15 protein-coding genes are annotated in these 12,440 nt (G+C 66.3%); 5 read left to right on the top strand and 10 right to left on the bottom strand.

All coding sequences use genetic code 11. The features are described 5' to 3' along the window. Positions 1-195: 195 nt before the first annotated feature. A complete protein-coding gene (locus tag NS1_RS24380; RefSeq protein ID WP_255284674.1) occupies positions 196-729 on the top strand; it encodes an RNA polymerase sigma factor in 534 nt (177 codons plus the stop codon). Continuing rightward, entirely contained in the window at positions 722-994 is a 273-nt protein-coding gene (locus NS1_RS24375) for a hypothetical protein (protein ID WP_245661352.1), read from the top strand. The genes NS1_RS24380 and NS1_RS24375 overlap by 8 nt, the downstream gene beginning before the upstream one ends. A gap of 51 nt (positions 995-1,045) precedes the next feature. Here the strand turns inward: NS1_RS24375 and NS1_RS24370 are convergent, their stop codons facing one another. The 6 genes from NS1_RS24370 to NS1_RS24345 form a co-directional block, all read right to left on the bottom strand. Beyond that, positions 1,046-1,690: a GNAT family N-acetyltransferase gene (locus tag NS1_RS24370; RefSeq protein WP_062988072.1), complete on the bottom strand. Its 645-nt coding sequence runs from the start codon at positions 1,688-1,690 to the stop codon at positions 1,046-1,048. A gap of 57 nt (positions 1,691-1,747) precedes the next feature. Continuing rightward, positions 1,748-3,076, bottom strand: a complete 1,329-nt coding sequence (locus tag NS1_RS24365) for a hypothetical protein (RefSeq protein ID WP_062988070.1) — start codon at positions 3,074-3,076, stop codon at positions 1,748-1,750. After that, positions 3,073-3,387: a hypothetical protein gene (locus tag NS1_RS24360; RefSeq protein ID WP_062988108.1), complete on the bottom strand. Its 315-nt coding sequence runs from the start codon at positions 3,385-3,387 to the stop codon at positions 3,073-3,075. The genes NS1_RS24365 and NS1_RS24360 overlap by 4 nt, the downstream gene beginning before the upstream one ends. A 50-nt stretch (positions 3,388-3,437) precedes the next feature. Next, on the bottom strand, positions 3,438-3,626 hold the full coding sequence (locus tag NS1_RS24355; protein ID WP_165610175.1) for a hypothetical protein: 189 nt from the start codon (positions 3,624-3,626) through the stop codon (positions 3,438-3,440). Next, complete coding sequence (locus NS1_RS24350) at positions 3,623-5,470, bottom strand: hypothetical protein (protein ID WP_062988068.1); 1,848 nt, start codon at positions 5,468-5,470, stop codon at positions 3,623-3,625. Before NS1_RS24350 ends, NS1_RS24355 begins: the two co-directional genes overlap by 4 nt. 146 nt (positions 5,471-5,616) lie before the next feature. Then, positions 5,617-5,958, bottom strand: coding sequence for a winged helix-turn-helix transcriptional regulator (locus tag NS1_RS24345; protein WP_255284672.1), 342 nt, complete (start codon positions 5,956-5,958; stop codon positions 5,617-5,619). 134 nt (positions 5,959-6,092) lie between these two features. Between NS1_RS24345 and NS1_RS24340 the strand changes: the two genes are divergently transcribed. After that, positions 6,093-6,746: an FMN-dependent NADH-azoreductase gene (locus NS1_RS24340; protein WP_062988063.1), complete on the top strand. Its 654-nt coding sequence runs from the start codon at positions 6,093-6,095 to the stop codon at positions 6,744-6,746. A gap of 67 nt (positions 6,747-6,813) precedes the next feature. Here the strand turns inward: NS1_RS24340 and NS1_RS24335 are convergent, their stop codons facing one another. After that, positions 6,814-8,013 carry a lipid-transfer protein gene (locus tag NS1_RS24335; protein WP_056821198.1) on the bottom strand — a complete coding sequence of 400 codons (1,200 nt, stop codon included), beginning with the start codon at positions 8,011-8,013 and terminating at the stop codon, positions 6,814-6,816. Then, positions 8,006-8,452, bottom strand: a complete 447-nt coding sequence (locus tag NS1_RS24330) for a Zn-ribbon domain-containing OB-fold protein (protein WP_371852098.1) — start codon at positions 8,450-8,452, stop codon at positions 8,006-8,008. The genes NS1_RS24335 and NS1_RS24330 overlap by 8 nt, the downstream gene beginning before the upstream one ends. Before the next feature lie 119 nt (positions 8,453-8,571). Between NS1_RS24330 and NS1_RS24325 the strand changes: the two genes are divergently transcribed. Continuing rightward, a complete protein-coding gene (locus NS1_RS24325; protein ID WP_056821197.1) occupies positions 8,572-9,312 on the top strand; it encodes a GTP-binding protein in 741 nt (246 codons plus the stop codon). 379 nt (positions 9,313-9,691) lie between these two features. Here NS1_RS24325 and NS1_RS24320 read toward each other — a convergent pair whose 3' ends face one another. Together NS1_RS24320 and NS1_RS24315 are read right to left on the bottom strand one after the other, a co-directional pair. Beyond that, positions 9,692-9,904, bottom strand: a complete 213-nt coding sequence (locus NS1_RS24320; protein WP_062988062.1) for a hypothetical protein — start codon at positions 9,902-9,904, stop codon at positions 9,692-9,694. A 126-nt stretch (positions 9,905-10,030) separates the two neighbouring features. Continuing rightward, positions 10,031-10,654, bottom strand: a complete 624-nt coding sequence (locus NS1_RS24315) for a DUF8020 domain-containing protein (RefSeq protein ID WP_157125369.1) — start codon at positions 10,652-10,654, stop codon at positions 10,031-10,033. A gap of 654 nt (positions 10,655-11,308) precedes the next feature. On the opposite strand from NS1_RS24315, the gene NS1_RS24310 reads away from it, so the two are divergent. After that, positions 11,309-12,440: serine hydrolase domain-containing protein (locus tag NS1_RS24310; protein ID WP_169812827.1), on the top strand; the 1,132-nt coding region annotated here is incomplete at its 3' end.

Raw genomic sequence — 12,440 nt, 5'->3', positions numbered from 1 at the left:
TCGGGCGGGGGTGAATCCTTTCGCATCGCGGGTGCCTCTTATGTGTGTCGCGACGGACGTCGGGACGGACACGGAGGTTTGTTGTGGTCATCGGTATCGGTGTTGTCGTCGGTGTGGTGCTGCTGTGCACGTGCATGGTCGTCGTGCGGCGCAAACGAGCTGGGCGTGGGTGAGTCGCGATGGCCTGACCAGGGGTTGATCGTCGCCGCGCAGGGCGGTGACGTGGATTCGATCGCGGCGTTGGTGTCGGGTTCGCATCCGCATATCCAGCGCTTCGCTCATTCCCTCTGTGCGACACCGGAAGACGCCGAGGACGCGGCGCAGGAGGCGCTGATCATCCTGTATCGCAAGATCGGGATGTTGCGGGCCTCTGGTGCGCTGGCGTCGTGGATGTTCCGGATCGTTCGCAACGAGTGTCTGCGTCGGGCGCGGACGAGTCTGCCGGGGCGAATTGTCTTGCCGGACAACATCTTGGCAGCCTCGGCTGAGGACGAGGTGTTGCGACGTCTTGAGGCGGGTCGGGTGGCGGCCGCGGTCGCCGACTTGCCTGCGGACCAGCGCAGCGTGCTGATCATGCGCGACATTCAGGGCTACAGCGGCCGGATGGTCGCCGATGCGCTCGGGCTCAGTACCGCGGCGATGAAATCGCGACTGCACCGTGCGCGGGCTGCAGTTCAACAAGCTCTACAGGCCACGCCTGGCGACGTTGCTGGAGGACATGATGAGTGATGATTTCGCGAGCAAGTCCATGCCCGAGCACCTGGTGCGCGGCGGGGTGGGTTTCGGCGCGCTGGTCGGATCGGTAGCCCTGATCCCGGTCGTCGGGCCGTTCAGTGTGTTGCTGCTGCCTGTCGGTTTGGTCGCGCTGCGCGGATGCCCGACCTGCTGGGCGATCGGGCTGATGCAGACCTTGTCGAGGGGTCGGCTGCAGCGCTCCTGTGAAGACGGCCAGTGCACACTGACCGTCGGCGACACCCATCGAGTCACTTCCTAGGAGCTGACGCCTTCGAGCGGCCGACGATCCAGCCGGTCGCTCGAAGGCGGTTCACGCGGCGCCGAGCAGGGGTAGGCAGGGCGTGAGTCCGTCGATCCTGACGGTTGTTCGCTGGTTGCTCTCCCATCTCGCGCGCGAGAGCCGTACTCGGCGCATGACAGTGATTTTCTCGCGCACAGCGAGGCGCTGGATCCCGTCGGGCTCGTAGCCGAGTTTCTCGGAGACTCGGAACGAAGACGGGTTGTCGGCGAACGCGCCCGAGACCGCGTCGGTGGCCTGTAGCCCGGCGAAGGCGAGATGGAGGACCGCTGCGCGCATCTCGGTGCCGATACCTCGCCCTTGGTGTCGAAGGCCGATCCAGGAGCCCGTGCCGACCTCGTGCAGGGTCGCGAAATTGCGAGCGGAGATAGCCTGCTGGCCGACGATGCCGCCGTGCTCGAAGACCGCGAAGTTCAGTGTCCAGTCGTCGGGGGCCCAGTTGCCGAGTTGGAGCCAATGATGCTGAAAAACTGAGCGTGCTCGTTCGAGAGGAGGTAGGTCTGTCCATGGGACAGTGAAGGGCATGAGGTCGGGGTCGTGGACGCCTTCTGCCGCAAGATCGGCCAGCGCGGCCAGCTCCTCATCGGAGGGCAGACGGAGTTCCAGGCGGGGTGTGGTGAGCCGGAGTCCGAATAGGGGCCAGTGGTCGGTGAGCATGAGTCATTCTGCGGGGCGAACCCGACCTCGCTCATCCCCTTTTCGCGCAGGGCGCGGCTAACCCCCGAACAGCAGATACAGCCCGGTGAACGTGAAGCCGACCATGGTCAGCATCAAGGCCAGCTGGCCGGTCAGTCGGTGACGAGGCGGGAGAAGTTGCAGGCAGCGGTCGTGAGCGGCGGCGACGCCGAGGATGTGGCCGATCAGGACCGCGAGCACTTTGCAGGTGGCGAGCACCGTCGGATGACTCGACAGCACGTAGGCCACCTCTCGATCGGCCAGGCCCGCGAGGTTCCATCCGCGGTCGAGCGGGTCCGCGAACAGCAGTGCCGTCGCCTGCCCTTTCTCGACGAGAAATGTGAGGTAGTGGGCGATCAGATAGCCCGCCACGATCGGGGTGAGGCTGAGCGCCAGCCGCCGCGGCAGCAGCGCGCGATCGGCGGGAGAGACACCGCCGGTGGCACGCGCGGCGAGGGAGAACAGCCCGCCCACCACTCCGATGAAGACCAGCAGTCCGGCCGTGCGCACCAGTGTCGCGTCGACGACCGGAGCCAGGTCGTCGACCAGTTCGCGCCACCACGGGAAGGTGGAGAAGCTGTCGAAGGCGGTGGATCCGAGCAGCGTCGCCGCGACCGCGACAGATCCAGCCAGTCCGGGAGTCCCCGCGAGATTGTTCAGCGGCATCCGCAGCAACGGCTGGCCCGAGGGGGCGCGGCTGTAGGGGCTCAGGTGCGAAAGCAGCGTGCTGTACACCTCGAGGGGATCGGCCCGCTCTGCCCAGACGGTGCCGAACAGCGCGAGCCCGATCGAGGTCACGACCAGATAGCCGAGCAGCCAGGTCAGCACCGAGCCCACCGACCCTGGTGCGCGCCAAGCCAATTCCAGCCACACGAAGGAGAACAGGCCGAGAGCGGCTGGGAGATAACCCCATTCGTCGCGATAGCGGAGAATTCCGTGGTCCGGCGGGCGTCGTAGCAGCAGGCAGCCGAATCGATGGAGCGCCCTGACGGGGGAGAGGACCTTCCACACAGGTCCGATCAACAGGGATGCCACCATCACCCCGACCCAGACGCCGATGTACAGCGTTCCTGGCACGGGATTCAGAGCTGGATCCGAGGAACCGAACATCGCGATGACGATCACGCAGGCAGTGACCATCACGCTCGCCGTGGCGATGACCGTCCGCGTCGCGCGAGCGTCGATGATCCGCCGTACCGGCGTGGGCAGGACGAATCCCGACGAGTCGGGGTTCAGGCGCGGCTGACGCCAGGCGAAGAACAGCAGCGCGAACGAGAAGGTCAGCGCCCACGCCGCGCCGATCAACGCGTAGGTGAGCGGAATCGGCAGATCCGTGGCGCCGTTGAGGCCGTGGGCGAGGGGAGTCACTGCCGGACCAGCAGCGTCGTCACCGTCCGTCCGAGCTGGTGCAGTTCGATCTCCACCTGGCCGGGCACGGTCACCGTGAAGTCGAACTCCTGGCCGGAAGCCGCGGCGACGGGAAAGGTGTGCGCGGGGGCGGAGTGGATGTGCAGTTCATCGGTGGCGTCACTGTCGACCCGCAGCACGATGCGTTGCCCGACCTGGGCTTCGGTGCGTGTATTGGTCGGGGACACCGCGCCGTTCGCGATCCGGATGTCGATGGTGCGGGCTGTTGTCACGGGTTCGGTGGTCGGCTCGCTCGACGAGCAGCCCACCATCAGTGCACCCGCGGCGACCGTGAGGAGGCCGAACCGGAGCCGATGAAGGGTCACGGAATCTCCTCGGTGCGGTCGGTCGGCGCGGATTCTGTGCCTTCCTTTTCGCGTTTCTCCGCGCGCCGGTCGCGGAGCGCGATGAACAGCACCACACCGACCAGCGCGACGGCGGGCAGGAAGGCCGGAATCGCCAGCAGGATGGAATGGTCAGCGAGCAGGTCGACGTTCTCCTGGCGGATCAAGGTTCGACCGTTGCCTTCTGGTCCGGTGTGCTGCCCGCCGCCAGATAGCGGTCGTTGACCCGGGCCGCGCCCCACGCCATCGCCGCGATCAAGGCCAGGGAGCACGCCAGCACCACCAGGCCCGCGAGGCCGATCAGCCAGGACGGATGGTCGAAGGACCGCTCGCGCTGCAGTACCGAGATCTCCTCGACGAACGGCCGGGTGAAGCTCGCGGGCGCGGGCACCTCCGCGGCGCCGATCCCGGGATCGAGCGGCATGAAGATCGGAAGCGCGGATTGCATGCGCCCGTCCTGCAAGCGCAGCACCGTTTTCCAGGTGCCGTGCACGGGTACGGGCCGGGTGGACACGAAGTGGTCGTCGCCGACGCGACGCAGCTTGTCCACGACGAGGCCGTGGCCGGGACTGTCGTCGCCGATACCGCCTTGCCAGGCCAGGATCTCCACCCATTCCGGATCGGGGCCGATGAGATCTCCGGGGGAGAGCCGGATGTCGGCGGTGACCATGCGCCCGCCCTGTTCGGGATCGGCGTCGGTGAGCGCGACGGTCGCCGACGCGTCCTCCGGTACCCGGATGATCAGCCCGTTCGCGGTCGCCGCGGCCGCGATCACCACGGCGGCGACCACGATCCCGCGCCGTATCGCGGGCCTGGGCAGTGCCTCGCCGCGCAAGACGGTGCCGAGCATCGCGCCGATCACACCGCCTGCCACACCCACCGGCACCGCCATCGCGAGCAGTTCCAGCCACATTCCGCCGACCCAGGGATTGACGAACATCCGGTCGACCCACAGGGATTCGAGCCAGATGCCCACCGTCGCCACACCGAGCCCGGTGAGCGCGCCCCACCAGAGTGGTCGGCGGATCAGCGGCACGACGGCGAGTAGTTCGACCACGATCGCGGCGCCGAGGTAGAGCGGAAACACGTTGCGCGGCGCCTCGAATCCGGTGCCGACGAGGACCGCGACGATGTAGCGCACACAGAAGGCGAAGGCCACGAGCAGCAGCGTGCTGAGTGGGCCCAGCGTCAACCGCGCCGAGATCAGGGCGATCGTGGCGGCGAAGACGATCAACATCGGTTGCAGCACCAACCGGAACTGCTCGACGCCGAAGTCGAACTCGACCTGGAACACCGACAGTCCGATCACCAGGCCGCCGAAGGCGAAGGCCTGGATCGCCCAGAGGAACCGCCCGTCGATCCGCTCGGGATCGGGCCGGTTGTATCGGCCCTCGAGTTCGAGCAAGAGTACGCCGATCAGCGACAGACCCGCGCCGCCGATGAGCATGAGGTGGGTGGGTCCCCAGAGCGTGACGTCCTGGCCGAACAGTCGGTGCCAGATGTCGTCGAGCGGGAAGCCGATCAGCGCGTACAAACCGGCGCCGGCGATCAAGATGCCGCCGACGGGGGCGTACCAGTCGCGGGTGATCTTCACCGCGGCTCTGCCCGGCTTCTCGTCGAGCGGCAGGATCACGGCCAGCATGCCTGCCATGAAGAGGAAGAACAGGCCGACCAGGATGAAGTAGTGCGCCGGATTGGCCAGCGGCCCGGCGTCGCGGCCCTTGCCCACGTGCAGGCTCACATCCCAGATGAAGCCGAGAAATGCGGTCAGGATGGTCGCGAGGAACATCGCGATCGGCAGCGCCACCCAGCCGGGACGGTTCATGATGCGACCGCTGAACTCGGCCAGCCGCTGCAGCCAGGTGATGCGCCGCGTCCGATGCAGGTAGGCCACCCACAGCAGAACCGCACCGACCACCGCGGACGCGCCGGTCATCAGCGCGACTTGATCGAGGGCAGCGCCACCGCCTTCGGTCCCCTGCGCGACCATGATGGTGGACGGATCGGTCATCGCTGTGGCCACGGCAGTTCCTCCGATGTGTCGAAGCGCCCGGTCTGCGGGGTATCGAACAGTATCTCGAATTCCGCGCGGCACCGATACCCCGCGCGCACAGGTGCGGGTTCGGATCCAGCGGTCGGGGTGCGCGTGCCGGTTGGCTACCCGGCCTGCGGGAGCTGCTTCCGGTACTGCTCGCCCCAGGTCTCCATCAGCTGGATGATCGGGACGAGATCGCGGCCGAAGTGGGTCAGCTCGTACTCGACGCGGGGCGGGACCTCCGGATACACGGTGTGGGTGAGGACGCCGTCGCGCTCGAGTTCGCGCAGCTGCGCGGTCAGCATTCGCTGGGTCACGTGCGGCATGGCGCGGCGCATCTCGTTGAACCGCGCCGTTCCCTCACTCAGATGGAAGACGATCATGCCCTTCCATTTGCCGCCGATCACATCGAGGGTGACCTCGACGGGGCAGTCGAAATCGAGATCCTGCTTACGTTTCGTCACGCCACGTCCTCGTCTCACCGGCAAAGGTATGGAAAAGGGTACTGGGTAACAGAAATGTGCGTTCTTACGCGGATATTCCCCCTCGGGCAGGCTCGATCCCGTAAGCCGACCCAGTCCCGACAGGAGCATCAGAGATGGCCCAGCTACTTCAGCTCGACGCGAGCCCGCGCCGTTCGCGCTCCCACACCCGCACGCTGACCGGGGAGTTCGTCGCGCGCTGGAGCGAGGGCCGACCCGGTGACACGGTGATCCGCCGCGACCTCGGCCACGAACCGCCACCGCACCTCACCGAGGAGTGGATCGCCGCCGCTTTCACCACACCGACACAGCGCACCCCGCAGATGCGCGAGGTGCTGGCCTACAGCGACCGGTTGGTGGACGAGCTGTTCGCCTCCGACGTGCTGGTGCTCGGAGTCCCTATGTACAACTTCGGGGTACCGGCGATGTTGAAGGCCTATATCGATCAGATCGTCCGGGTCGGCCGTACGTTCTCCTTCGACCCCGATGCCGTGGCGCCGTACACGCCACTCACCTCGGGCAAGCGCGCCTTCGTCATCGTCGGCACCGGCGACGCCGGCTACGAGGTGGGCGGTCCGCTGGCGAGCATGAATCACGTAGAGCCGTATTTGCGCACGGCGCTGGGTTTCATCGGCATCGATGAGGTCGAGTTCGTCTACACGGGCAACGATGAATTCGGCGGTGAGCGCCTACTGCGGTCCCTCGAACATGCTCGAAACCGGGTAGTCGACCTGACCGCTGAGCGCGAACCAGCCGAAATAGCGAGCTGAAGCAGCGTCGGTGCGCGGTGATGCCGAAACCCCGGACAGAGCCCGGGGTTTCGGTAGATCTCCAGGGTCAGCGAGTGGCGATGATCGCCGATCCATGACCGAAGAGACCTTGGTTCACCGCGATGCCCGCGCGGGCGTTATCCACCTGGCGGCCGTCGGCCTGGCCGCGCAACTGCCAGGTGAGCTCGCAGACCTGGGAGATGGCCTGGGCGGGAATGGCCTCACCGAAGCAGGCAAGGCCGCCGCTGGGGTTCACCGGTACCCGTCCGCCCAAGGTCGTTGCGCCACTGCGCAGCAGAGCCTCCGCTTCGCCCGTCTCGCAGAGCCCGATGTCCTCGTACCAGTCCAGCTCGAGGGCGGTGGAGAGGTCATAGACTTCGGCGAAGGACAGGTCGGCGGGACCGATTCCGGCCTCTTCGTAGGCGGCGTGGGCGATGGCCGACCGGAAGGTGCGTGACGGGGGCTCGACGGCCACGGCGGAATCCGTCGAGAAATCCGGCAGGTCGAGCACGGTTTTCGGGAACGTCGGCGTGACCGTCGACAGCGCCGAGATGCGCACCGGATCCGCGATGCCGTGGCGGCGGGCGTAATCCATCGACGTCAGCACCAAGGCGGCTCCGCCGTCGCTGGTCGCGCAGATGTCGAGCAGCCGCAACGGGTCCGACACGATCGCCGAGGCGGAGATCTCCTCGACCGAGACTTCCTTGCGGTAGCGCGCATTCGGGTTGTTCAGGCCGTGCCGGGAGTTCTTCACCTTGACCGCGGCGAAGTCGTCGAGGGTGGCGCCGTGCAACGCCATGCGGCGGCGGGCGTAGAGCGCGAAATAGATGGGGTTGGTGGCGCCGAGCAGATGGAAGCGCAACCAGTCGGGGTCGTCGCGGCGCTCGCCACCGACCGGCTGGAAGAAGCCCTTCGGGGTGGTATCCGCGCCGACCACCAGCGCCACCTCGCACAGCCCGGCCAGGATCTGGGCGCGCGCGTTGGCGATGGCCTGTGCGCCGGAGGCGCAGGCGGCGTAGCTACTGGAGATCTGCGCACCCGACCAACCCAGCGCCTGCGCGAACGTCGCGCCCGAGACGAATCCGGGGTAGCCGTTGCGGATGGTGTCCGCGCCGGCGATGTAGCCGACGTCGCGGTGGTTCAACCCGGCATCGGCCAGGGCCGCACGCGCCGCCACCAGGCCGTATTCGACGAAATTGCGCCCCCACTTGCCCCACGGGTGCATGCCCGCACCGAGGACGGCGATGTCGCGATTCGTATCAGTCATTGACCGGCCTCCACATCCACACCGTGTGCTCTGCGTCCTCGTCCTCGTACAGCGTGCCGACGGTCAGTTCGACCGGCATGCCAACGGCCAGGTCGTCCACCGTGAGACCGCGTACGACCTGCCCGAGAATCACCATCTGCTCGACCTCGAGCTCCACTGCCGCGACGACGTAGGGCACGAAGGGATCGGCCGAGACGTAGGGCGCGGGCGGCTTGTATCGAGCGTCCGCGTAGGACCAGATCCGGCCACGCGTGGAGAACAGGTACTCGACGAGCTCGGAGCCGTCATGGGTACCTGCGCATTGCGGATTGCGACAGGCGAGGGTGTTCTTCGGGAAGTACGGCGTGCCGCAGTCATTGCAGCGAGTTCCCACGAGGCGAACCTGGCCGTCGTCCGCAGTGAACCAGTCAGCCACGGCGGGGCGTTGTTCTTTCTGCACGTGGCCGACGGTATAGGAACACGTTCTACTTTGGGGCGGAATTCCGTTCCAGCGCTGCTCGGGCGCGGGTACGGTGAGCGGATCGAGGATGCGATGACATCGATCTGGAGTACCGCGCGATGGGCACCAAAGCTATTGACCCACAGTCGATTCGCAACGTCACGATCATCGGCGATGCCGACGAGACGGAGCGGGTGGTCCATCGTCTGCGCCGATGTTTCGGCGACACGGAGAACGCGGTCCACTGGTCGACGGATCACGTCGAGCACACGATTCGCGTCGCCGCGTTGTCGAGCGACGCCCCCGTCGCCGACCTGGAACGCGCCATCCGCGTAGCCGACGGGGTGATCGCGGTCGTGAACGCCGCCGCGCAAAGCACCCCGCGGCTCGAAACCATGCTGCGAGTCGCTGACGATCACCAGGTCGCCCGTCTGTGCCTGATCACCGGGCTCGATCACCCCGGCGCGGACTTCGACCGTTGTGTTCGCACGATCGCCGAGACTCGCGGGGCAGCGCCGTTGGTATTGCAGGTCCCCGCCGGCACCGGTGCCGACTTCGACGACGTCATCGACCTGGTCCCGATGGTGTCGGCCGGATCCGTAGGAAGTCATGAGGAACCCGCCGAGCGGTGGTACCGCAAGCTCGTCGAGACCTTGACTGACCAAGAACCTGCGGATTCTCGCACCCTCGGGGACCTGCACAACCGCATCCGCCGCCGCACTCGCAACGGTGACGTCGTGCCCATCCTGTGCGGTACACCCCTCGCGAGCAACGACATCGCCCCACTCCTGGACGCCATCGTCCGCTACCTGCCATCCCCCCTGTACGTCTGCCAGCCGGAACACGCCCTCGACTACTGACTGCCGCGTTCGCCACATGAGCGGACAGGCGTGACTTGCCCGCTGCGGCGTCGGTGCGCCCAGTCGTAGTACCCGCCCGGCGACGTGCATAATCGAACGTATGTGCGACTCGATTCGGCTCTATCTGCGCAATGGACGCTGGACGGAACCAGCGCCGCGCTTCTGTCCGAACGGGCACCGACTCGGGGCAGGGCGGTCGCTCGTCAGTGTGATGCCCTGCCTCCGGATCGGCGGACATCACCGAACGCACACCTGTCTCGCCTGTTCCACGACCATCTACTGTCCGCCGATTCACACCGATTGCGAGCACTAGGTCTGCGCTGGTCGAAGTCCTCCGCCCACCGGACAGCGGGCGGTAAGGAGCTTCTGTATGGGCCGATTACGTGGGGATGATGATGGACCCGCAGGAGTTGGCGCCGACAGCGCATCCGATCGCGGTGAACACGGACTGCAACAGGCTGGAGGAGCCGGTGCCCAACGAGCTGCTGCCCGAGGGGGATTCCGCGACGGCGGGACTGGCGGCGGCGACCAGTCCGGCGGTAATGGCGAGGGCTGCGATGCCGGTGCGCAACGCCCGGGTGGTGAGAGTCATATCGGAAGCGTAGGGGCGATCTGCTGATTCCGATCGCCCCCTAATCCTGGGGCACCGGTGTATTTCAGAGCCTTCGGACGCATGGGACATGCACGACGTTGCGGGTCGGCCGAATCTGCTGGGAGATCACGCGGGCAATAGGGTACCGACTACGGCGCCGACCCCACCGCCGAGTGCGCTGCCTGCTACGGATCCGACCTGCACGAAGCTGACTCCCGCCGTGGCGCAGCCGACAATCGCACCGGCAATGGCCAAGATCCCAGCGGTCGTGGCACCCACTGCGGCACCGGTTCCGAGCCCGCCGAGCACGCAGCCGGCGGCGAAGCCGATCGCACCGCCCACTGCGGCACCGATGACTCGCCCCAACTCGATGGCGCCGGGAATGTCGCGCTGACGGCCCTCGGTTGACGGGCCGTCGATCGCGGTCACGCCTGCGGCCACCGGAGTTTCGGCGGGTACCGGCGACACGGGTGCAAGGCCGAGCGCGGCTGATTGTGCCTGATCGGCCGTCAACCGCAGGGTGCTGTCGCTGATGTCGGCGGCGAACGGGATCGACCGACCGGCAAGCGCGAACGTCAACGGCACCCGTAGGACTACCGTCCCGGCCGAGTCGGTGAGCTCGACAGCGTTTCCAGCGTGCCGAAAACTCCCGGAACTGACTTCGGCAACCACAGTCGCCCCGTCGACGCGGGTATCCCAATTGATCTGCGCTACCGGAGCTGCCGAGGCGGATCCGGTAGCACTCACCATTGTCCCCAGCATCGCGACGCCGGTCAGAGCCGACGCTAGTGCAATTCGAACTTCACGCATCGTTGCGTTCTCCCATTCAGGTGGCGATCCGACGAAGCCCGGTCGAAAGGCCGAAGCCTGCTGCGACGCAACCACCGCGCAAACGAAATATCTACGGCGCGTAGTGATTATCCGAAACTGGCATCATCGAGAATGGAAGTGTAACGGAACCGTTTTACTTTTGGGACGGCTATGGCAACTGTCCGCACCGGCCCGGCGGCCGAGCTGGAAGTCCGCTCCACCTGTGGGTGCGTAAGTCGCGACGGTACCACCGAGGACACACTGAGAAGGGTGATCGGCCTCGTGGAAATGCTCCTCCATAGCTCCTCGATTTCGTTGCCATCGCCGAGCAATTCAGTGACGGTTCACAGCAACACATGTCTTTATGTGGCTTATTGTCAGTGGAACACCAGCGATGTTTGTTGCGTGAGTTGTTGTACGTAATAGTCGATTCCCCGACTGAGTTCCAGCGCGTGCCGCGACGAGTTCCGCCCTATCGCCCAGCTGGCAGGTAGCCAGTGGTGGCTGGTCGGTAGTGGTGCCAGCACCACCGGGTATCGGGGTGGCGGCAGGCTCCTCATGACAGGTCGTTCGCCCTAGTTTCAGGGGATGCGGATGAGACTTGCGATGCTGGGGATGACGGTCTTGGTGGCCACATCGTGCGGCGTGGACTATGCGCCCGATGCCATGGAAGCGGGCCGGGCGCAGATCACCGACGCGCTGAACAGTGCGGTGCACCAAGGCTATCCGGGAGCTCAGGCGGTGATCACCGATCACGGCCACACCTGGACGGTCACCACGGGGGTAGCGGACCTGAATACCGGCCTGCCGTTCCCCGACCATGCTCGGCTCCGGATAGCCAGCAACACCAAGCCATTCGTCGCCACCGTGATGCTGCAATTGGTGGCCGAGGGCAAGGTCGAGTTGGACGCGCCGGTGGAACGGTATCTTCCGGGCGTGGTGCACGGGCCGGGCATCGACGGCAATCGGATCACCATCCGAAACCTCTTGCAGCACACCAGTGGACTCCCCGAATACGCGGCCGAGTTCGGGACGCCACCCGAGCCGGGACAGATTGCCGGCCTCACGGAGGAAGTCCGATGGGGGACAACGGATATCGCCGCGGCGGTCCGCAACGTGCTCACCACGCCCGCCGATTTCGAGCCCGATGCGCAATGGGCGTACTCCAACACGAACTACGCCGTCGCCGGGATGGTGATCGAGGAGATCACCGGAAATCCGATAGGCACCGAGATCACCCACCGCATCATCGAGCCGCTCGGCTTGCGCGACACCTACTACCCGAGTCCCGATGAAGTCGACATCCGCGGCCCACATCCCAAGGGCTACACCGACATCAGTGGTGTGCGAGTCGACTACACCAGCCAGAACGTCTCGTGGGCAGGCGCGGCAGGCGCCATGGTCGCCTCCGGCGCGGACCTGAACCACTTCTTCATCGCCTTGCTGGACGGAAAGCTGCTCCCACCCGAGCAATTGGCGGAAATGAAGAACGTCCGACCGACCGGAGTGGACAGCACATGGGCATACGGCCTCGGCCTGGCGCGGATCACGATGTCGTGCGGCAACGAACTCTGGGGCCACACCGGCGGTCTCTCGGGCACAGTGACCTACGACGGCGTAGTGCCCACCACCGGCCGCGCCATAACCATCGCCCTCAACCAAGACCTGATAGACGACCGCTACGACGAAGGCTCCCGGGCCTTGGACGCTGCCGCCTGCGCGGCAC

This window comes from Nocardia salmonicida NBRC 13393, assembly GCF_001613085.1.
Classification (GTDB): Bacteria; Actinomycetota; Actinomycetes; order Mycobacteriales; family Mycobacteriaceae; genus Nocardia; species Nocardia salmonicida.
Note: the sequence above shows the minus strand (reverse complement) of the source record. Positions and strands in the feature narration are given on the sequence as shown.

Excerpts from the sequence above, each read along its gene's own strand:
- NS1_RS24350 (WP_062988068.1), bottom strand. The coding sequence starts at position 5,470 with ATGACCGATCCGTCCACCATCATGGTCGCGCAGGGGACCGAAGGCGGT.
- NS1_RS24325 (WP_056821197.1), top strand. The coding sequence starts at position 8,572 with ATGGGCACCAAAGCTATTGACCCACAGTCGATTCGCAACGTCACGATC.
- NS1_RS24340 (WP_062988063.1), top strand. The coding sequence starts at position 6,093 with ATGGCCCAGCTACTTCAGCTCGACGCGAGCCCGCGCCGTTCGCGCTCC.
- NS1_RS24335 (WP_056821198.1), bottom strand. The coding sequence starts at position 8,013 with ATGACTGATACGAATCGCGACATCGCCGTCCTCGGTGCGGGCATGCAC.
- NS1_RS24320 (WP_062988062.1), bottom strand. The coding sequence starts at position 9,904 with ATGACTCTCACCACCCGGGCGTTGCGCACCGGCATCGCAGCCCTCGCC.
- NS1_RS24315 (WP_157125369.1), bottom strand. The coding sequence starts at position 10,654 with ATGGTGAGTGCTACCGGATCCGCCTCGGCAGCTCCGGTAGCGCAGATC.
- NS1_RS24370 (WP_062988072.1), bottom strand. The coding sequence starts at position 1,690 with ATGCTCACCGACCACTGGCCCCTATTCGGACTCCGGCTCACCACACCC.
- NS1_RS24360 (WP_062988108.1), bottom strand. The coding sequence starts at position 3,387 with ATGGTGGGCTGCTCGTCGAGCGAGCCGACCACCGAACCCGTGACAACA.
- NS1_RS24375 (WP_245661352.1), top strand. The coding sequence starts at position 722 with ATGAGTGATGATTTCGCGAGCAAGTCCATGCCCGAGCACCTGGTGCGC.